Here is a 20,875-nt window from a genome sequence, read left to right as displayed (position 1 = left end):
ATCACAATCAATTAATTATTTCTACTATGTCAAGTATTTTTACCAAAATTGTAAACGGAGAAATTCCTTGTTACAAAATAGCTGAGGACGATAATTTTCTAGCTTTTCTAGACGTTAATCCCAATGCAAAAGGACATACACTTTGTATTCCGAAAAAAGAAATTAATAAGATTTTTGAAATAGAAGAGGAATTGTATATAGGATTAATGCAGTTTTCAAAAAAAATTGCAATAGCCTTAGAAAAAACAGTCCCTTGTAAACGAGTTGGTATGGCCGTTGTTGGTCTAGAAGTGCCTCATGCGCACGTACACTTAATTCCGTTGAACGAAATGGATGAAATGCGTTTTCAAAATAAAGTTTCTCTTTCTAAAGAAGAATTCGAATCTTTGGCACAAGCAATTACAAACAATCTATAACATAAAATTAATAATTTTTATTTCCACGAATTTGGTAATTTATTTCTAAACTCGTGGATTTTTTATATTCATTCGTCATGAAAAAAATTCTAATTTCAATACTTTTTTTATTTCCTTTTATAATTTTTAGTCAAGAGAAAAGCAGTCATAATTATTATTGGAATAATTATGATGCTTATGAAACTATTGTTGCCGCTAAAAATTGTTATGTTAGAGAAATGCCTTCTATACAATCCAATTTGCTCGATTCCCTGCAATTAGGAAAAAAGATAAAAGTACTTAGAGCGACTGAAAATGATTTAAAAATTAAAGGATTAAATGTTTCTTGGGTTGCAATTGAATATGAAAATAATATTGGAAAATTAGTTCAAGGTTTTTTATGGAAAGGATTTTTGGCTGTTGGTTTTTCTAAAAGTGCCGACTATACTTATCTAACTGCTATAGATAAAATTGAAACTGTAAAAGATGCAGATGGTTTTGAAAAAAATTCAGTTAGCATTTCTGTAAAAATCCTGGATAGTGAGAATGCTGTTGTTGGGCAAAAAACAATCACAAAAAATCTTGATGGTAGTTATTTTTTTCAAAATAAGACTATTGGTAGTTTAGGTTTGACCAATCTAGAAAATATTTATAGAATTAGTTTTAGCGGAGAGGCATGCGGCATTCCGACCTTATACTATTATTTTGGATGGAACGGTAAAAGTTTTGTGATGCTGCCAGAAAAACAAGAAGTGGGTGATGCTGGAGTGTATTATTATTCAGAAAATTTTGTTTTTCCTAAAGAAACTGGAGGGAAACCGGATTTAATAGTCAAGCAAATTGAAGAAGGAGAATACGATCAAGACTCAGAGAAAGACAATACTTATCTTTTAAAAATAAGTAAATGGACTGAAACGTATAAATGGAATGGTGAAAATGCACTTTTTATCTCAAAATCTAAACCAGTTAAATCGTCAAAAAGAGAGTAGTGCTAAACTATTTTTTTTAAAATAACTTGCATGGTAGTTCCTTTTCCGATTTCCGATTGAAGCACTTTTATGGTTCCTTTGTGGTATTCCTCTACGATTCTCTTTGTCAAGGAAAGACCCAATCCCCAACCTCTTTTTTTAGTGGTAAAACCGGGTTCAAAAATAGCTTTAAACTGTTTTTTTTGAATTCCTGCACCGGTGTCCAAAATATTTATTTTGACTAAATCGCCTTCTTGCTTGATTTCTAATGCTAATTTACCTTTTCCTTTCATGGCATCAATTGCATTTTTTACTAAATTTTCAATTGTCCAACTGTGCAAAGTAGGATTTAGCAAAACCATAATTTTTGTTTGTGGCGCTTGAAAAGAGAATTCAATTTGTTTAGAAAACCGAGATTGCAAATAGTCATAAGATTGTTGGGTTTCGGCAACAATATCTTTATTCTCTAATTTGGGTTCCGATCCTATTTTAGAGAAACGATCCGTTATGGTTTGCAAACGCTCAATGTCTTTTTCAATTTCAATCGTCGTACTTTCTTCAACGGCTTCCGATTTTAAAATTTCAACCCAGCCAATCAATGACGAAAGCGGAGTTCCTATTTGATGTGCTGTTTCTTTTGCCATTCCCGCCCAAAGCTTGTTTTGAGTTGCCATTTTGGTGCTTCTATAAAAATTATACACTAGGCCGCCAAACAGCACAATAATAAGTACTAATGCAACAGGATAATATTTTAATTTATTGAGCAAAGAAGAATTACCATAATATAATTTCTGAAATTTTCCGGGAACATATTCTATTACAATAGGTTCATTTTCATTTTTTAAATTGTGTAAAAAGTCTACTGCTTTATCTTTGTCTTTTACAATAATATCGTCAATGTTTACGGTATTAATTATGCTATCATTCTCTGTAAGAATAATTGGTATTGACGTATTATTGCTGAAAATCTGTAACGGAAGTTCGACATCCGTAGTCTCATTAGCATTGATGAAAGTTTTTTGCGCATTTGCCCAAAGATTCATTTTTAAACGTTCTTCATTTTTGAAAATCTGGAAAAAGGTATAAGTATTCCAAAGTATCAATGAAACGATCAAAAAAGAGGCGAAAATAATAATCCAACGGGTTGTATTTCTTCGGTCAGAAAACTGCATAAATAAAATTTTGAGGTATAAATATAACGAATTAAAGATGGAAGTATTTTAGGATCAATCAAAGAATTTTATTTTGAAAAAATCACACTATTATTTTAATCTAATTCTCTTATTGACGTTCTAAAATTTAATTCAATTGTCTACTTTTGTAGCTACAAGAACTAAATCTTAAAGTATGATTACTATTGATCCTAAAAGTATAGAAACGGCAAAATTACAAGGATATTTGCAAGGTTCCGTAGGTCCAAGGCCTATCGCTTTTGCCAGTACAATGGATACGGAAGGAAATCCAAATGTATCTCCTTTTAGTTTTTTTAATGTATTTAGCGCAAATCCTCCTATTCTTATATTTTCTCCTGCAAGAAGGGTACGAGACAATTCTATAAAACACACTTTGATTAATGCCGAAGCCACGGGTGAAGTAGTAATTAATGTAGTGAATTATGATATGGTGCAACAAACTTCGCTTGCCAGTACAGAATATGCTGAAGGTGTTGATGAGTTTTTAAAATCAGGCTTAACGCCAATTCCTTCAGAGGTTGTAAAACCATTTAGAGTCAAAGAATCGCCCGTTCAATTTGAATGTAAAGTGACTCAAATTATTGCTTTAGGAACAGAAGGTGGAGCAGGAAATTTAATTCTTTGCGAAGTAGTCAGAATTCATATCGACGAAAGTATTTTAGATCAAAATGGAGCGATTGATCAACATAAGATTGATCTAGTATCTCGATTGGGCGGAAATTGGTATTCGAGATCCAATCAAGGACTTTTTGAAGTGCCAAAACCACTAACCACTTTAGGAATTGGAGTAGATGCCATTCCTGATTTTGTAAAGCAAAGTGCTGTGTTTAACGGAAATGATTTAGGCATGTTAGGAAATGTCGAATCTTTGCCAACTCTTGAAGAAATTACTATATTTGTAAAAGAAAATTTTGAAGTAAAAGGGGTACTGAGTGCAGATGATGAAATCAAGAAATACCAATTAGCTAAAGAATATTTAAATAAAAACGAAGTACTTACCGCTTGGAAGGTACTTTTAGCCAAAAAATAAAGAGAGCAAACAATTAAAATAGAGAAGATGGAAGTTACAGGAAAAATTAAAATGATCGATCAAACTAAAGAAGTTGGATCTGGAGGTTTCAAGAAAAGAGATGTAGTTGTTACTACTGATGAGCAATATCCACAGCATATTCTAGTTCAATTTGTTCAAGATAAATGTGATTTATTAAATGGTTTTCAAGTAGGAGAACCTGTTAAAATTGATATTAACTTAAGAGGTAGAGAATGGACTAATCCTCAGGGAGAAACAGTTTATTTTAATACAATTCAGGGTTGGAGAATTGCAAAAGCACAAGCCGATGCACCTGCAGCACAAATGCCTCCAATGCCGGCAGCACAAGCATTTGCTCCAGCAACAAATTTAAATGAAGAAGAAGCTGACGATTTGCCATTCTAAAATAAAATTATAAAATTTTTAAAAACCAAATTCCAACTTTAGCTTGTCTTAAAATTGGAATTTGGTTTTTTTTTTAATGATTTTACCACTATCATTGACTTGATTTTTGTATTAATGCACTACCTAACTAACGATTTATTTTTTCCGCCGGTTTCCCAAGCCAATCGCGATGGTGTTTTAGCTATCGGGGGCGACTTATCTACTGAGCGTTTATTGTTGGCATATAAAAGCGGTATTTTTCCTTGGTTTGAACCTGGAGATCCTATTCTCTGGTGGTCTCCCAATCCTAGAATGGTTTTATTTCTAGAAGAATTAATTGTTTCGAAAAGTATGCGAAACATCCTAAATAGGAAAAACTTTAAAGTTACCTTCAACCAGAACTTTAGAGAAGTAATTGCTCATTGTCAAAATGTAAAAAGAAACGGTCAAACCGGAACCTGGATTACCAATGACATGATTGAAGCATATTGTAATCTTAATAATTTAGGAATAGCCAAATCAGTTGAGGTTTGGCAAAACGAAGAATTAGTCGGTGGTTTGTACGGAATCGATTTAGGAACTATCTTCTGCGGCGAAAGTATGTTTTCGTTAGTTTCTAATGCCTCAAAAGTGGCTTTTATCGCTTTGGTAGAACAATTAAAAACACAAAACTATAAATTATTAGACTGTCAGGTTTATAATCCCCATCTTGAAAGTCTAGGATGCCGTGAAATTAAGCGCACTGAATTTATGTCTATTTTAAGTAATGAAAATTAAGGCCTATTCCAGCTGTTCGTTGCAAGTCTTCCGTCAAAAAACTTTTTTTCTAAAGCCATAAAAGGAGCTTCCTGCCGGTCGCTCTTTTCTGTCTAGAAAAAATAGTTTTTTTCAGTCAGCGCTTTCCACTACCATCTGGGGCAAAAGTATTCCTAATTTTATTTTTAAACTTTGGGAAAGAGCTAACAGCTTTTAAAAACAAGTTATTTCGAAAACAAAAAATCCGTGTTCATCTCTCCAATCTGTGTCATCCGTGTTCCAACTCCTAAATTTAAAAAGTCAGCTTTGTAAAACTCCAATCCAAAGTTTTAAACAAAACCAATTCATTATGCAAAGTTGGTAAACCTATAATCAACTTCAAAGTTTCATGTGCCATCATCAATCCAATTAGGCCTGGTAAAGTACCTAAAACCCCATTCATATTGCAATTAGGAACGTCTTTAGGGTTTGGTGGTTCCGGAAATAAATCACGCAAATGTTTACTTTCTAAATGATTAAAAATTGCTAACTGTCCTTCAAATCCTAATATACTTCCATAAACTAATGTTTTCCCTAAAGTCACACAAGTATCATTCACTAAATAGCGCGTGCCAAAATTATCCGAGCCATCAACGACCAAATCAAAATCAGTAATAATTCTCGCAGCATTTTCAATCGTTATTTTTTCTTCGAAAGCTAAAACTGTAATTAACGGATTTAGTTTTTCTATGACACTTTTTGCAGTTGAAGCTTTAGGAAAGCCTATTTGTTCTTCGGTATATAAAATTTGACGATGTAAGTTGTGAATTTCAATTTTATCAAAATCTACAATTCCTATTGTTCCTACACCAGCAGTGGCAATATATTGCAAAACAGGACAACCCAAACCGCCAGCTCCAATAACAAGAACTTTCGATTTTTTTAATTTCTCTTGTCCTTCATAACCAATTTCAGACAACATGGTTTGTCTGTTATAACGTAAAAAATCTTGTATAATGCTCATTTTAATTAAGTCTTAAATTTTTTAAAGTCGAAAGTTATAAAGGCAATAAAATACTTAATGAAGAATCGAGCTGTCTTTAAGACTTTCGACATTCGACTTTTGACTAAAGGTTCTATCCCAATCTTTCCAAACGGGTTCGTATCCTTTTTGAGTTATTATCGCTGCAACTTCTGCTGCAGAGCGTTCGTCGCTAATTTCAAATTGCTCTAAGGATTGCGGATCTACAGCATAACCACCTGGATTTGTTTTAGAGCCCGCGCTCATGCTTGTAGTTCCTATAGCAATAATATGATCTCTAAATTTTTCATTCTCCCTTGTCGATATAGAAATTTCTAGCTCTTCATTCCACAAACGATAGGCACAAATGAGTTGGGTTAAATCTTTATCATCCATTATAAAATTAGGTTCTATAATTCCTTCGGCTGGACGTAATCTCGGAAAAGAAACAGAATACTTAGTTTGCCAATATGTTTTTTGTAAATAATCCAAATGCAAGGCATTAAAAAAACTATCGGTCCGCCAATCTTCCAAACCTAATAGAACGCCTAATCCTATTTTATGAATGCCAGCTTTGCCAATACGATCGGGTGTTTCTAGCCTATAATCAAAATTTGATTTTTTGCCTTTCGTATGGTATTTTTTATATACTTCTTGATGATAGGTTTCTTGATATACTAAAACAGAATGTACGCCAGCTTCATGCAAACGCTCATATTCTTCCTGAGAAAGTGGTTGCACCTCGATAGAAATTATAGAAAAATCCTTTTTTATTTGTTCGATAGCGTTCAAGAAATAATTGATATTTACCGTGTAGTTGGCCTCGCCAGTCACTAATAAAACGTGATCGAATCCTGCTTTCTTTAGAACAGCTATTTCTTGTTTTATTTCTGTATCAGATAAAGTCTTGCGTTTGATTTTGTTGTCTAAACTAAAACCGCAATAGGTACAAATATTTTGGCATTCATTACTTAAATATAGCGGAGCGTACATTTGTATTGTTTTTCCAAATCGCTTTTTAGTGAGCGTATGACATTGTTGTGCCATTTGTTCTAAATAGGGTTGTGCTGCGGGTGAAATCAATGCGATAAAGTCATCGAGATTGCGTTTGTTTTTCGCCAATGCTTGCTCCACTTTTTCATGGCTGGTTGCGTATATTTTGGATTGAATGTCGTCCCAATTATATTGTTCAAAAACTGATTTGAATGTGTTCATTTGATTTTTTATGGCACGCAGATTTGGTAGATTTGCGCAGATTTTTATATTTTATTGGCAATTCTTTTGATGTCATTTAAAATGGTTGTAGTGTTGAAATTGACTAGTATTCCTAATTTCTTATTAGTAAGCTTTAGATAATTTGTAATTTGCTTGTAATGAATTGGAGCTAAATCTTCGACAGATTTCAGCTCAACAATTACTTTGTCCTCTACTAATAAATCAATTTTAAAAGCAACATCTAATATGATTTAGTTATAACGAATTATGATTGCAAGTTGTCTTTCAACTTTTAAATCCATTTTAGTCAATTCATAACTCAAAGCACTTTCATAAACCGATTCAAATAAACCTGGTCCGAGTGTATTATAAACCTTGAAAATTGCTCCTCTTATTTTGAATGATATCTCATTTTCAGTCATTTGTTTAGATTTTTATAATTAGTATTAATTAGATGTATTACTTAATATTAAAAAATAACAATAATGATTTTTTAGCAAGCAGATTTTGCAGATTCTGGCATATTCATTTAAATTTAATTTTTTATCTGTGTAGATCTGCAAAATCTGCGTGCCGTTTTCAATATTTTATTCATATAAGAAAGCAGTCAAAGGACTAGAAGCTATCGCATGATTAAATTGTTGACCGAGTTTGGCTTCAAAAGCTTTTCTACCTGCAATAACAGCTTCTTTAAAGGCTTCTGCCATTAATTTAGGATTTCCTGCAACAGCAATTGCAGTGTTGACCAAAACGGCATCAGCACCTAACTCCATTGCTTTTGCGGCATCAGATGGAGCGCCAATTCCAGCATCAATTATAACTGGAACTTTACTTTGTCCGATGATGATTTCTAAAAAATCGATCGTTTTTAAGCCCTTGTTACTTCCTATCGGTGAACCCAGAGGCATTACAGCTGCCGTTCCTACATCTTCTAATCGTTTGCATAAAACAGGATCAGCGTGAATATACGGTAAAACGATAAATCCTAATTTAGCGAGTTCTTCTGTTGCTTTCAAAGTTTCGATAGGATCAGGCATTAAGTATCTTGGATCCGGATGAATTTCGAGTTTAAGCCAATTTGTTTCTAGTGCCTCTCTAGCTAATTGCGCTGCAAAAACAGCTTCCTTGGCATTTCTTGCACCTGAAGTATTGGGTAATAAATTGATTCTTGGGTTTTGTAAATGTTTTAATATCGCATCTGTGTCGGTTTCTAAATCAATTCGTTTAAGTGCCACGGTTACTAATTCACTTCCTGATGCTAGTATGGCTTCTTCCATTTGGATATTTGATCCAAATTTTCCCGTTCCTAGAAATAATCGCGATTCTAAAATTTTATCTCCAATTTTAAATAGTGACGCTGCCATATATTTTTTCGTTAAGTTGACTAATTAGTTTTTTAGGCTTTTCGCTTTTTGTAATCAGACTACAAACAGCAATACCGTAAATGCCAGTTTCCATTAATATTTCTATATTCTCGAGCGCAATTCCTCCAATAGCATATATTGGAATTGCAATCTTCTTTGATTTTACTTTTTTCAGTATTGAACGATACCCTTCAATTCCTAAAATTGGACTCAAATTTTCTTTAGTATCTGTATGTTGAAAAGGTCCTAAACCAATATAGTCGCATTGCTCAGCAGATCTTTGCTGAATGTCAGCAAAAGTATTAGCAGTGCCACCTATCATTTTGGTGTCGCCTAAAATTTGTCTGGCTTCACTGATTTTCATATCTGTCAATCCTAAATGAACGCCATCGGCCTCAAATTGTTGGGCTAAATAAACATTGTCATTAATAATATAATTGGCAGAATAAACATCGCATAAAATTTTTGTAGACTCGGCTAAATTGAATAGATCCATTGTATTTTGAGTTTTAAATCGCAATTGAATCCATTCGCAACCATTGTCTAATGCTTTGCGAATATTTGTTATTTGTTCTTCGACTGTATTTCCTTGAGAAATGTATTGTAATTTATTATACATAATGATAGCCTAGTTTAGAAGGGTTCGATAATAGAAATTTTTCAGAATATATTTTTGCGTTTTTGCATGCGTTTAAAAGATTTTGATCTAATGCTAGATTAGCCGTTATAGCTGCTGATAATACACAACCAGAACCATGTTTAGCATATATTTTGGTAGTTTCTGGTGAAATTCTAAAGATCTGACTTTGATTGTGTAAAAAATCAGTTCCCGTTTCGGTAGGATGATGGCCGCCTTTTATGAGTACCGCACAGTTTTTAGTTAGTCGCTCCGTAATTGAATCTGCATTTTCTTTTGCAGTTCCTAATTTTAAAATCTCCTCATAATTAGGTGTTATAAGTTCTACTTCGTTTAAAATTGAAATTAATTCGGAGTTATTTTCGATTGTTAAAAAATCAAATGCTGTGCTCGACTTTAAAACTGTATCCCAAATAATTTTCGTTTTTGGGGATAGTTGCTTAATCAAAAAAACTATATTTTTTAGATAAGATAAAGAGGGAACTATGCCAATTTTTACGGCTTTAATTTCATAGTCGTTAAATAGAACTTCTATTGAACTTAACACAAAGTCTAAGTCGGTCCATTGTATATCGTAAAATTTATTTTCAGTCTGTATTGTATTGGCTGTTTGAATACCAAAGCCATACACTTGGTGCTGTTCGAAAGTTTTAATATCTGCTAGAATACCAGCCCCAGCAGAGGGATCAAAACCTGCTATACTTAATGCATATGAGCGATTTGTTGGCATATTTTGAATTTTTTTATTGGATTATCATCGTTCCAAATAGTTCCTAAAAGCGCACAATCATCAAAATCGGATTGTAATAGTTTGGGTATGTTTTCTGGTTGAATACCGCCCAACGCAATCATTCTTGTTTTAAAATTGGTTCTTTTTTTAATCTCTAAAAATAAATCGTTTGTTGGATGATAATTTGTTTTTGAAATAGAGGAAAACACAGGACTTAAAAAGGCATATTCAAAAAAAGTTGATAATTCATTAAACTCTTCTAAAGAATGCGTTGATGTGGAAAATTTAGGTTTATCCCAGCCAAATTTTTGAATTTTGACAGGGTTATGAATCCTATTAATACCATATTCTGCTGCCAAATGGTGGTGATTATGCAATACCAATTTCGATCTGAATTCTTGATTGATCTCAGACAAAAAACTTTTCATTTCTTCATCAGAATAATTAGGTTTTCGTACATGTAACAATTCCAATCCCTCTTCAAAAAGGGTGTTGATAAGGAATTTTTCTCTATTTAAAACTACGGGATTTGAAATCACAATCATGCGTTGTTTGCCTTTTTCTAGATGTAAATTTCTTTACCCTGTTCTATAAACTCTTCTGATTTTTCTTTCATCCCTTTTTCTGCTTCAGCTACATCGCGAATTTCTTGTGATATTTTCATCGAGCAGAATTTTGGTCCACACATCGAGCAAAAATGTGCTACTTTAGCGCCATCGGCAGGAAGGGTCTCGTCGTGAAATTCCCTTGCGGTGTCTGGATCTAGCGATAAGTTGAATTGATCTTCCCAACGGAATTCAAAACGTGCTTTGCTCAATGCATTGTCGCGGTATTGTGCTCCTGGATGCCCTTTGGCTAAATCGGCAGCATGAGCAGAGATTTTATAAGTGATCACTCCATCTTTTACGTCTTTTTTATTAGGTAAGCCCAGGTGTTCTTTTGGGGTTACGTAACACAACATCGCGCAACCATACCAACCTATCATTGCAGCTCCAATGGCAGAGGTGATATGATCATATCCTGGAGCAATATCTGTGGTTAATGGACCCAGTGTATAAAAAGGCGCTTCATCACAGTGTTCTAATTGTTTGTCCATGTTTTCCTTTATCATGTGCATGGGTACGTGACCAGGACCTTCAATAAAGACTTGAACATCATGTTTCCATGCCACTTTTGTGAGCTCTCCTAATGTTTCTAATTCGGCAAATTGTGCGGCATCATTTGCATCGGCAATTGATCCTGGACGTAAGCCGTCTCCCAATGAAAAGGCAACATCATATTGTTTCATAATTTCGCAAATTTCTTCAAAGTGCGTGTACAAGAAATTTTCTTTGTGGTGAAATAAACACCATTTCGCCATTATAGATCCTCCACGAGAAACGATTCCGGTAACACGATTTGCGGTTAAATGAATGTAACGCAATAAAACTCCCGCGTGAATTGTAAAATAAGAAACGCCTTGTTCTGCTTGTTCTATCAAAGTATCGCGGAATACTTCCCAAGTTAGATCTTCGGCTATTCCGTTTACTTTCTCTAACGCTTGGTAAATAGGAACGGTACCAATAGGTACAGGAGAATTACGAATAATCCATTCTCTAGTTTCATGAATATTTTTTCCTGTAGATAAATCCATGATTGTGTCAGCTCCCCAACGACATGCCCAAACTGCTTTTTCTACCTCTTCTTCAATGCTTGAAGTTACAGCGCTGTTTCCAATATTTGCATTGATTTTTACAAGGAAATTGCGTCCCACAATCATTGGTTCGCTCTCGGGATGGTTGATGTTATTTGGAATAATTGCTCTTCCTCGTGCTACTTCACTGCGCACAAATTCGGGAGTAATTTTAGATTTTGGAGTGTTGGCTCCAAAACTATGACCTTCGTGCTGGCACTGCATGGCTTTAGTTTGATTTTCTATTTGTTCCAAGCGCTGGTTTTCGCGAATGGCAATGTATTCCATTTCAGGAGTGATAATTCCTTGTTTTGCGTAATACAATTGCGAAACATTGGCTCCTTTTTTAGCACGCATCGGTTTGTGTAAATATTCAAAACGCAAGTGATCTAATTTTTCCTCTTCTAAACGTTTTTTTCCATATTCGGAGGAGATTTGAGTCAATTCTTCTACATCATTGCGATCTAAAATCCATTGTTCCCGAATTCTTGGCAATCCTTTTCTAATGTCGATTTCAATATTTGGATCCGTATACGGCCCTGAAGTATCATAAACTGTTACAGCAGGATTTGTTTCTATGCCTCCTCTAGAAAGTTTGGTGTCTGCTAAATGAATTTCTCGCATCGCCACTTTTATTGGGTGAATTTCACCATCTATATAAACTTTAGTGGAGTTTGGAAAAGGTGTCCTGGAAATTTTTTCTTCGTTGTTCATAGTTCTAGTCTTTGTGTTTAGTAGTGTTCTCTAGTTGTGTTTTGAAAATGTAGTTGTTCTGCTAGGGATAGTAATGAAAAGCTCGCAAAGGCAAAAACTCTAGAAAACAAGGAGTAAGAAAGCGACCAAAGGAAGCTCTTGTTGCGACTGTGTTTTTGAGTTTTTTGACTGCGAACTTGCAATGGATAGCCAGCCCGAGCAGCCCAATTATCCTCCTTGAGTTGCGGAAATAATTAAAATTTCGTCGGTTTCTTGTATAATGTGTGAATTCCAGTTTGATTTTGGAATTACTATATTGTTAATAGCAACGGCAATTCCATTTTGTTTTTGGGAATTTTCAATATCAAGCACGTCTTGGATGTGTAGCACATCTGCTTGAAATTGTTTTATTTGATTGTTTATTTTTAGTTCCATTCCGTTATAATTTTATTCAATTATACTTTAGGAATGGCTACAATTACGCATAGGAGTGCGCGATGAAGTCATCTTACTTTTCCCTACGCTAGTATGAACTAGATCAGGTTCAGAGGGTAAAATCTCAGCCTACAGTATTGCAGACACCCCTAAAGTGAGCTGCAAATGTAGTAATTTATTTCGGTTTATGGTATTTATAGAGAAATAATTGATTTTTTATAAGTCGCCCAAATTTTTAAATGGTATTTTTTTTTGGGATATTATTAAAAGTAAAACAGGGTTTTATTGTTTGCTAATCCAACAATCTTGTAGATGATCTTTGACGATTCCAGTAGCTTGTAAAAAGGCATAAATTACTGTAGAACCGACGAATTTAAAGCCTCTTTTTTTTAAATCTTTGCTAATTGTATCTGAAAGTGGAGTAGTAGCAACAACATCTTTTAGTGTTTTGGGGTGGTTGATTATTGGATTTTGATTAGTAAAATTCCAGATATAGTTAGAAAAACTTCCAAACTCTTCTTGTATTTTCATAAAGGCTTTTGCATTTGAAACGGCGGAGTGAACTTTTAATTTATTGCGTATGATTCCGGGGTCTATTAAGAGTGCTTGAATTTTATCTTCTTGGTATTGTGCTATTTTTATGTAATCGAATTGGTTAAGAGCTTTTCTAAAATGCTCTCTTTTTTTTAAAATAGTAATCCAACTTAATCCTGCTTGAAATGTTTCTAAAATTAGAAATTCAAAAAAAATAGCATCATCATAAACTGGTTTTCCCCATTCTTGATCGTGGTATTCTTTATAGAGATCACTTGATAAGCACCAAGCGCAACGAGTTTTAGTTTGCATTTTTGATAATATTAGAATTCAAATATAAAAAAAAATCCCATTTCAAATTGCTTTGAAATGGGATTTTTTAATATGAAGTTTAAGATAGATTATCCTAAACTAACTCTTTTGAAACCTGTAATTTCAACATTGAATCCTTTAACATAATCACCAACTTTTTTACTATCATCTTTGATGAAGTTTTGATCTAATAAAGCTTTTTCTTGATCTAAAGTAGTATTGTCAGAAATGAAACGTTGCACCTTTCCAGGAATAATTTTATCCCAAATTTGTTCTGGTTTACCTTCTGCTTTTAATTCTGCTTTAGCATCTTCTTCCGCTTGTTTTAGAACTTCTTCAGTTAATTGAGAGAAAGAAATATATTTAGGAACATTTTTCAACGTTTTTCCTAAACGTTTTGCTTCTTCATTTTCTTTTTCGATTATAGCAATACGAGCTGCAAGTTCAGAAGCTACGAAAGCAGGATCAAAATCTTTGTAAGATAATGTATCAGCTCCCATAGAAGCAACTTGCATAGACACATCTTTAGTTAAAACTTCAGCATTATCAACTGCTGTAGAAATAGATGTTAATGCAGCAATTTTATTAACGTGAACATAAGATCCGATAAAAGCACCTTCTAAGATTTCAAAACCACCGATTTCGATTTTTTCACCAATAACACCTGTTTGCTCAATTAATTTTTCAGCAACAGTCATTCCGTTAAAATCTGAAGCTAAAAATTCTTCTTTAGAAGAAAAGTTGATCGCTTTTTCAACTAATTCTTTAGCTAAAGTTACGAAAGATTCATTTTTACCTACGAAATCTGTTTCACAGTTTAAAGTTATAATAGCTCCTTTAGTTTTGTCTGCATTAATAAAAGAAACAGCAGCTCCTTCAGAAGACTCACGGTCAGAACGATTAGCAGCAACTTTTTGTCCTTTTTCTCTAAGGTTTTGTATTGCTTTATCGAAATCTCCATCAGCTTCAACTAAAGCTTTTTTACAGTCCATCATTCCGGCACCTGTAGTTTGTCTTAATTTATTTACGTCTGCAGCAGTAATTGTTGCCATGTTTTTTATATTTTAAATTAAAAAATAGTTTTAATAAAAAAATCCAAACCCAAAATTCCAGTTTCCAATTGATAAATCAAATCATTGCTGAGTTTAATTTTTGGAATTTGGAATTTTAGAATTTGGAAATTCTTTTTGTTTTATTCTTCAGTTGCAGTTGGAGCAGCAGCTTCTACAGCAGGAGCTTCAGCAACAGGAGTTGCTTCTACAGGTTCAGCAGCAGGAGTTGCATCACCTTCTTTATCAGAACCTCTATCAGAAAGTCCTTCAGTAATTGCAGCTGTAACTAAAGTTAAAATTTTATCAATTGATTTAGAAGCATCATCATTTGCAGGAATTACATACTCTACTTCACGTGGATCAGAGTTAGTATCAACCATTGCGAAAACTGGAATGTTTAATTTTTGAGCTTCTTTTATTGCGATATGTTCCGCTTTAATATCAACTACGAACAAAGCAGCTGGTAGTCTAGACATGTCAGCGATTGAACCTAAATTTTTCTCTAATTTAGCACGAAGACGATCAACTTGTAAACGCTCTTTTTTAGAAAGAGTCATGAATGTACCATCTTTCTTCATTTTATCAATAGTAGCCATTTTTTTAACAGCTTTACGGATAGTTACAAAGTTAGTTAGCATTCCACCAGGCCATCTTTCAGTGATGTAAGGCATGTTTGCAGCTTTTGCTTTTTCAGCAACGATGTCTTTTGCTTGTTTTTTGGTAGCAACGAATAATATTTTTCTACCTGATGCAGCGATTTTTTTCAAAGCGTCATTTGCCTCTTCAATTTTTGCTGCAGTTTTATATAGATTGATAATGTGAATACCATTACGTTCCATATAGATGTAAGGAGCCATGTTTGGATCCCATTTTCTAGTCATGTGTCCAAAGTGAACACCTGCTTCTAGTAAGTCTTTAACTTCTATTTTGTTTGCCATTTTTGTTCTAGTTTACGTTCTGTTGATTAGCAATGCACAAATGGCGGTTTCCCGGCTTTATACATTTAGATGCTAAACTATTTCCTACCTCGGTAGGAGAGCAACAACAACTGTGTTTTTTAAATTCAATAATAAATTGATACTGTCCTGTACATAGTGTGCAAGACAGGTAATATTAACGTTTAGAGAATTGGAATCTCTTACGAGCTTTCTTCTGACCGAATTTCTTACGTTCAACCATTCTTGGATCTCTTGTTAATAAACCTTCTGGTTTCAATATTCCTCTGTTTTCAGCATTTACTTCACACATAACGCGTGCTAATGCCATTCTTACAGCTTCTGCTTGACCAGTTGAACCACCTCCGTAAACGTTAACTTTAACGTCAAAGTTAGTTACATTTTCTGTCATAGACATTGGTTGTAATACTTTGTACTGTAAAGTTGCAGTTGGGAAATAAGTTTCGAATGCTTTTTTGTTTACAGTGATTACTCCTGTTCCTTCTGAAACATAAACACGTGCAACAGCGGTTTTTCTTCTACCGATTTTGTGAATAACTCCCATTATTTAAGATCGTTAAGGTTAACTGTTCTCGGTTTTTGAGCGCCTTGCTTGTGCTCTGAACCTACAACAACATTTAAATTTCTGAAAAGTTCAGCTCCTAATTTGTTTTTAGGTAACATTCCTTTTACTGCTCTTTCTACTAATAATGCAGGGTTTTTTGATTGCAATACTTTAGCAGTTAAAGATCTTTGTCCTCCTGGGTAACCTGTGTGACGAATGTAAGTCTTCTCGTCCATTTTGTTTCCAGTAAGGTTAATTTTTTCTGAGTTGATAACAATTACGTTATCTCCACAGTCAACGTGTGGTGTATAACTTGCTTTGTATTTACCTCTAAGGATCATTGCGATCTTTGAAGCCATACGTCCTAAGTTATGCCCATCAGCATCAACAACGATCCACTCTTTTGTAACGGTGGCTTTGCTTGCTGATTGTGTCTTGTAGCTTAATGCGTCCATAATATTATTTTAATTAAACATTCCATCCCCATAAAGGGGTTGCAAAAGTACAATTAATTATTTTAAATGCAAATACCTTAAAAGATTATTTTAAACTTGTTTTAGTGCTGATTATCAAATGTATATTTAAAATATGCTTCTGTCCTGAAAATTTACAATTTTACTTACCAATAGATTGTTGTCTAGCGGTCTTTTGTTTTTTATAAAATATTGAGTATTTCTTATTTTTTAGAGCCCTATTGTGTATTATATAAACTATTTTTGTTTGTACTATGTTTATTATTCTAAACATTGCTTTGTCTCATTAATGGATTTTTTCCATTTTATATATTTAATTTATTTATGAAAGTTAAAGCTACTTTAAAACAAATCGCAAAAGAACTCAATGTTTCTGTTTCTACAGTTTCAAAAGCGCTAAATGATAGTCCGGAGATTAGTGAGTTAACCAAAGTTAAAATTAAGGAATATGCTAAACTTAAAAATTATAAACCCAATGTTATTGGTTTAAATCTTAAAAATAGAAAAACGAAGACTATAGGTGTTATTATTCCAAATATATTAAACTCTTTTTTTGCAAAAGTTTTTAGTGGTATTGAGAAAATTGCAGATGAAAATGGGTACAATGTAATTATGTGTATTTCTAATGAATCGCTAGAAAAAGAAGAGCATACTATGGAAATGTTGAGTAATGGGACTATTGATGGTTTTATTGTTTCTGTTTCTGAAGAGGCACAAAAAAATCAAGAATATGAACATTTTTCTAGAATTATTAATGACGGAACTCCCATTGTTATGTTTGATAGGATTGCCGAAGGTGTTGATTGTGACAAAGTTATAGTAGATGATTTTGATTCTGCTTTAAATGCTACGCAACATTTGATAAATCTTGGATGTAAAAACATTGCATTATTGTCTTCTATAGACAATTTGAGTGTGGGTAAATTAAGAGTTCAAGGATATCTAGAAGCTTTAGAAATTAATAATATTCCTGTAAATAAAGATATTATTCTTAGAACTGATTCTGAAGAAAATTTGAATGACAAAATAGAAGGAATTCTTGACAATAATACCATTGACGGAATTTTTGCTTTAGAAGAAACCGATTCTGTTGCCGCATTAAAAATTGGACTTAAAAAAGGATATAAAATACCCGAACAACTTTCTGTAATTGGATTTGCTGACGGTATCTTAGCTTCGAGAAGATTGTCACCGCGATTAACAACAGTAAGCCAACACGGAATAGAAATAGGTGAGGTTGCTGCTAAATTGCTTATTGATAGGTTGGAGTCTAAAGAAGAGCATGTTCCTTATGAAACCAAGGTTATTAAAACTAAACTGAAAGAAAGAGAATCTACCAGGAAGTTATAAAAAACAAAAAAATCCATCGATTAGATGGATTTTTTTTTGGATTATTGTCATTGCGAGAAAGCACACAATCTCATTTAAAATTAATGTGATTGTTTTATTCTTGGTGACAACTAGTTTATCACTGACAACTGACTAGTGCTTTTAATGCGCTTCTAACCAGTTTTTACCTATTCCTATTTCTACTTCTAAAGGCACATCTAGTTTGAAAGCATTTTCCATTTCATGCTTAATCATAGGTTGAATTTTTTCTAATTCAGAGTTATGAACATCAAAAACAAGCTCATCATGTACTTGCAGCAGCATTTTTGATTTCCAATTTTCATTTATTAATTTTTTATGAATATTAATCATTGCAATTTTTATAATGTCAGCGGCACTTCCTTGAATGGGTGCATTTACAGCATTTCGTTCGGCGCCACTTTTTATCATCATATTGGCAGAATTAATGTCTTTCAGGTATCTTCTTCTTCCTAAAACAGTTTGAACATATCCGTTTTCTCTAGCAAAATCTACTTGATTGGCCATATAAGATTTTAGTTTCGGATAAGTCGTATAATACGCATCAATCAATTCAGCACTTTCTTTGCGCGAAAGTGAAGTCTGATTCGAAAGTCCAAAGGCAGAAACGCCATATATAATTCCGAAATTTACTGTTTTAGCATTGCTACGTTGTTCTTTTGTCACTTCTTCTAAAGGAACGTTGAATACTTTGGCTGCGGTACTTTTATGAATGTCTTCATTGTTTTGAAACGCTTTTATCATATTCTCCTCACCAGATAAAGCAGCAATAATCCGCAATTCTATTTGGGAATAATCCGCAGAAATTAAGGTGTAATTTTCGTCGCGAGGAATGAACGCTTTACGAATCAAACGGCCTCTTTCCGTTCGAACGGGTATGTTTTGTAAATTCGGATTGTTAGAGCTTAAACGTCCTGTAGCAGCGACGGTTTGCATGTAATCAGTATGTACACGACCCGTTTTTGTATCAACTTGATTGGGTAAAGCATCTATGTAAGTACTTTGCAGTTTTACCATTTGGCGCCATTCTAAAATATCTTTTACAATAGGATTGTCGTTTGCTAAATAAGATAAAATTTCTTCTCCAGTTGCATACTGACCTGTTTTAGTTTTCTTTTGTTTGGCTCCACCAATTTTCATTTTGTCAAAAAGGACATCACCTAATTGTTTTGGGGATGCTAAATTGAATTTTTCACCAGCCGTTTCGTAAATTTTTTGCTCCAGCGCATTGCTTTCTGCCGCCATTTCAACAGACATCGATTTAAGAAAAGGAACATCAAGATTAATTCCTTCTAATTCCATTGCTGCTAAAACGGGAATTAAAGGAATTTCGATCTCCTCAAATAATTTTTTCGTTTCTGCTTTATCCAGAATTGGAGAAAAATTTTGTTTCAATTGATAAGTGATATCTGCATCTTCAGCAGCATATTCTTTAATCTCTTCTAATGCAACATCGCGCATTGATTTTTGGTTTTTGCCTTTTTTTCCAATTAATTCTTCAATTGATTTGGGTGAATATTTTAAATACGTTTCTGATAAAATATCCATATTATGACGCATATCAGGATTAATTAAATAATGTGCAATCATCGTGTCAAAAAGTTTTCCTTTAATTTCAACGCCGTATTGTGCTACTATTTTTAAATCGTATTTTATGTTTTGTCCAATTTTCTCTATCGATTCACTTTCGAAAAAAGGTTTAAATTTATCAATAAGAAGCTGAGTTTCTTCTCGATTTTCTGGAAACGGAACATAAAATGCTTTTCCTTTTTCCCAAGCGAAAGAGATTCCTACTAATTCTGCATTTAAAGCATCAATTCCAGTTGTTTCTGTATCAAAACAAACCGAAGTTTGCTTCATTAAATTCTGTATAAAAAGCTTTACTCCTAAATCTCCTTGAACATAAGTGTAGTTGTGGTCCGTATTTTCTAATGTTGCATAGAAAGAATTTGATTTTACTTCATCGTTATTTTCTTCAGAAAAGCCAAACAAATCAAACTGTTCTTCATTGGTTTTTTTTGCAGGTAATTTTTTTGAAGTTTTTTCATCAGTACCGTCACTAGTTTCATTTTCTGCTGAAGAAGGATTGTATAATTTGTCAAATTGTGCTTTCATTTGACGAAATTCTAGTTCCTGAAATAAAGCATCAGTTTTTTCTACGTCAGGTTTTGATAATTCATAATCATCTTCATTAAACTGAACGGGACAATCCAATAATATAGTGGCCAAGGTTTTAGATAGTAATCCTTTTTCTTTATTGGCTTCTATATTTTCCTTCATTTTTCCTTTTAGTTTATCTGTATTGGCTAAAAGGTTTTCCATGGTTCCAAATTCCTTTAATAATTTTTTAGCAGTCACTTCTCCCACTCCTGGAAGTCCAGGAATATTATCTGCAGCATCTCCCATCATTCCCAGAAAATCAATTACTTGGTCAGGTCTCTCGATTTCAAATTTAGCTAAGACTTCTGGAACGCCCCATATTTCTATACCGTTGCCCATTCGAGCGGGTTTGTACATAAAAATGTTTTCGGAAACTAACTGAGCAAAATCTTTATCGGGTGTAACCATAAAAACTTGGTAGTTTTGTTTTTCTGCCTGTTTTGCGATCGTGCCTATCAAGTCATCAGCTTCAAATCCAGAAACTTCTATAATAGGAATATGCATTGCAGTCAATAAATCTTGAATGTAAGGAATTGCAATTTTTATAGCTTCGGGAGTGGCGTCACGGTGCGCTTTATATTCCGGGAAAATATCATTTCGTAATTGACTTCCGCCTTTATCAAAAGCTACAGCTAAATGATCTGGTTTTTCTCTCTTTATGACATCCATTAAGGAGTTCATAAAACCCATTATAGCCGAAGTATCCATTCCTTTAGAATTAATTCTTGGGTTTTTTATAAAGGCATAATAACCTCTAAAAATTAAAGCGTAAGCATCCAGTAAGAATAAGCGTTTTTGTTGTGACATGAGTATTATTTTGTATAGTTTTCAAAAGTACAAAATTGCATAGATAAAGAAGTGTAGGTTTGGTTTATTTATCTAAGATCGTTTGTTTAGTTATAGCTTTTAATGCTGTTTTTTTGTACTAAATTATGATTGTTCTTAGTTTTAGAGCTAGTTTTTTTGTTTAATAAAAAATATTTAAGTTTTTGCAATAGGCTTTT

Annotated in this window: 21 protein-coding genes, 1 pseudogene and 1 riboswitch; of the genes and pseudogenes, 6 read left to right on the top strand and 16 right to left on the bottom strand. The window is 33.4% G+C overall.

Features of this window, described 5'->3' with window-relative positions:
- The first annotated feature begins 26 nt into the window (after positions 1–26).
- Together H2650_RS01185 and H2650_RS01180 are read left to right on the top strand one after the other, a co-directional pair.
- The gene (locus H2650_RS01185; protein ID WP_188048928.1) at positions 27–416 is read left to right on the top strand and encodes an HIT family protein; all 390 of its coding nucleotides are present in this window, start codon (positions 27–29) and stop codon (positions 414–416) included.
- A gap of 77 nt (positions 417–493) precedes the next feature.
- A complete protein-coding gene (locus H2650_RS01180; protein WP_188048927.1) occupies positions 494–1,384 on the top strand; it encodes a hypothetical protein in 891 nt (296 codons plus the stop codon).
- A gap of 2 nt (positions 1,385–1,386) precedes the next feature.
- Here the strand turns inward: H2650_RS01180 and H2650_RS01175 are convergent, their stop codons facing one another.
- Complete coding sequence (locus H2650_RS01175; protein WP_188048926.1) at positions 1,387–2,535, bottom strand: PAS domain-containing sensor histidine kinase; 1,149 nt, start codon at positions 2,533–2,535, stop codon at positions 1,387–1,389.
- 175 nt (positions 2,536–2,710) lie between these two features.
- Between H2650_RS01175 and H2650_RS01170 the strand changes: the two genes are divergently transcribed.
- The 3 genes from H2650_RS01170 to aat all read left to right on the top strand — a co-directional run bounded on the left by H2650_RS01170 (position 2,711) and on the right by aat (position 4,747).
- On the top strand, positions 2,711–3,586 hold the full coding sequence (locus H2650_RS01170) for a flavin reductase family protein (RefSeq protein ID WP_188048925.1): 876 nt from the start codon (positions 2,711–2,713) through the stop codon (positions 3,584–3,586).
- A 27-nt stretch (positions 3,587–3,613) separates the two neighbouring features.
- Complete coding sequence (locus tag H2650_RS01165; protein ID WP_188048924.1) at positions 3,614–3,991, top strand: DUF3127 domain-containing protein; 378 nt, start codon at positions 3,614–3,616, stop codon at positions 3,989–3,991.
- 114 nt (positions 3,992–4,105) lie between these two features.
- Positions 4,106–4,747, top strand: a complete 642-nt coding sequence (gene aat / locus H2650_RS01160; protein ID WP_188048923.1) for a leucyl/phenylalanyl-tRNA--protein transferase — start codon at positions 4,106–4,108, stop codon at positions 4,745–4,747.
- Between the two features lie 271 nt (positions 4,748–5,018).
- On the opposite strand, the gene H2650_RS01155 is transcribed toward aat, so the two are convergent.
- The 14 genes and pseudogenes from H2650_RS01155 to rplM all read right to left on the bottom strand — a co-directional run bounded on the left by H2650_RS01155 (position 5,019) and on the right by rplM (position 16,325).
- Positions 5,019–5,729: a HesA/MoeB/ThiF family protein gene (locus H2650_RS01155; protein ID WP_188048922.1), complete on the bottom strand. Its 711-nt coding sequence runs from the start codon at positions 5,727–5,729 to the stop codon at positions 5,019–5,021.
- A 54-nt stretch (positions 5,730–5,783) separates the two neighbouring features.
- A complete protein-coding gene (gene thiH / locus H2650_RS01150) occupies positions 5,784–6,941 on the bottom strand; it encodes a 2-iminoacetate synthase ThiH (protein ID WP_188048921.1) in 1,158 nt (385 codons plus the stop codon).
- Between the two features lie 44 nt (positions 6,942–6,985).
- A pseudogene (locus tag H2650_RS01145) lies at positions 6,986–7,363 on the bottom strand (GxxExxY protein).
- 165 nt (positions 7,364–7,528) lie between these two features.
- Positions 7,529–8,305 (bottom strand): thiazole synthase, encoded by a 777-nt coding sequence (locus H2650_RS01140; RefSeq protein WP_188048920.1) that lies wholly within the window; start codon positions 8,303–8,305, stop codon positions 7,529–7,531.
- Positions 8,286–8,924, bottom strand: a complete 639-nt coding sequence (locus H2650_RS01135; protein WP_188048919.1) for a thiamine phosphate synthase — start codon at positions 8,922–8,924, stop codon at positions 8,286–8,288. The genes H2650_RS01140 and H2650_RS01135 overlap by 20 nt, the downstream gene beginning before the upstream one ends.
- Positions 8,917–9,672: a hydroxymethylpyrimidine/phosphomethylpyrimidine kinase gene (locus tag H2650_RS01130; RefSeq protein ID WP_188048918.1), complete on the bottom strand. Its 756-nt coding sequence runs from the start codon at positions 9,670–9,672 to the stop codon at positions 8,917–8,919. The genes H2650_RS01135 and H2650_RS01130 overlap by 8 nt, the downstream gene beginning before the upstream one ends.
- Positions 9,645–10,217 (bottom strand): thiamine phosphate synthase, encoded by a 573-nt coding sequence (locus tag H2650_RS01125; RefSeq protein WP_188048917.1) that lies wholly within the window; start codon positions 10,215–10,217, stop codon positions 9,645–9,647. Before H2650_RS01125 ends, H2650_RS01130 begins: the two co-directional genes overlap by 28 nt.
- A 17-nt stretch (positions 10,218–10,234) precedes the next feature.
- A complete protein-coding gene (gene thiC, locus H2650_RS01120; RefSeq protein ID WP_188048916.1) occupies positions 10,235–12,058 on the bottom strand; it encodes a phosphomethylpyrimidine synthase ThiC in 1,824 nt (607 codons plus the stop codon).
- Between the two features lie 207 nt (positions 12,059–12,265).
- Entirely contained in the window at positions 12,266–12,472 is a 207-nt protein-coding gene (gene thiS / locus H2650_RS01115; RefSeq protein ID WP_188048915.1) for a sulfur carrier protein ThiS, read from the bottom strand.
- A gap of 63 nt (positions 12,473–12,535) precedes the next feature.
- Positions 12,536–12,633: riboswitch (TPP riboswitch) on the bottom strand.
- 121 nt (positions 12,634–12,754) lie between these two features.
- Positions 12,755–13,318, bottom strand: a complete 564-nt coding sequence (locus tag H2650_RS01110; protein WP_188048914.1) for a DNA-3-methyladenine glycosylase I — start codon at positions 13,316–13,318, stop codon at positions 12,755–12,757.
- A gap of 89 nt (positions 13,319–13,407) precedes the next feature.
- Positions 13,408–14,370 (bottom strand): translation elongation factor Ts, encoded by a 963-nt coding sequence (gene tsf / locus H2650_RS01105; RefSeq protein ID WP_188048913.1) that lies wholly within the window; start codon positions 14,368–14,370, stop codon positions 13,408–13,410.
- Between the two features lie 140 nt (positions 14,371–14,510).
- A complete protein-coding gene (gene rpsB, locus H2650_RS01100) occupies positions 14,511–15,308 on the bottom strand; it encodes a 30S ribosomal protein S2 (RefSeq protein ID WP_188048912.1) in 798 nt (265 codons plus the stop codon).
- A gap of 175 nt (positions 15,309–15,483) precedes the next feature.
- Positions 15,484–15,870, bottom strand: coding sequence for a 30S ribosomal protein S9 (rpsI, locus tag H2650_RS01095; protein ID WP_039108715.1), 387 nt, complete (start codon positions 15,868–15,870; stop codon positions 15,484–15,486).
- A complete protein-coding gene (gene rplM, locus H2650_RS01090; RefSeq protein ID WP_188048911.1) occupies positions 15,870–16,325 on the bottom strand; it encodes a 50S ribosomal protein L13 in 456 nt (151 codons plus the stop codon). Before rplM ends, rpsI begins: the two co-directional genes overlap by 1 nt.
- Before the next feature lie 342 nt (positions 16,326–16,667).
- Between rplM and H2650_RS01085 the strand changes: the two genes are divergently transcribed.
- Positions 16,668–17,693, top strand: a complete 1,026-nt coding sequence (locus tag H2650_RS01085) for a LacI family DNA-binding transcriptional regulator (protein WP_188048910.1) — start codon at positions 16,668–16,670, stop codon at positions 17,691–17,693.
- 141 nt (positions 17,694–17,834) lie between these two features.
- Here H2650_RS01085 and polA read toward each other — a convergent pair whose 3' ends face one another.
- Positions 17,835–20,678 (bottom strand): DNA polymerase I, encoded by a 2,844-nt coding sequence (polA, locus tag H2650_RS01080; protein ID WP_188048909.1) that lies wholly within the window; start codon positions 20,676–20,678, stop codon positions 17,835–17,837.
- Between the last annotated feature and the right edge of the window lie 197 nt (positions 20,679–20,875).

Origin of the sequence: Flavobacterium sp. GP15 (assembly GCF_014281985.1) — a bacterium.
Taxonomy (GTDB): Bacteria; Bacteroidota; Bacteroidia; order Flavobacteriales; family Flavobacteriaceae; genus Flavobacterium; species Flavobacterium pygoscelis.
The sequence above is the reverse complement of the archived record's forward strand: the minus strand, read 5'-3'. Positions and strand labels throughout refer to the sequence as shown.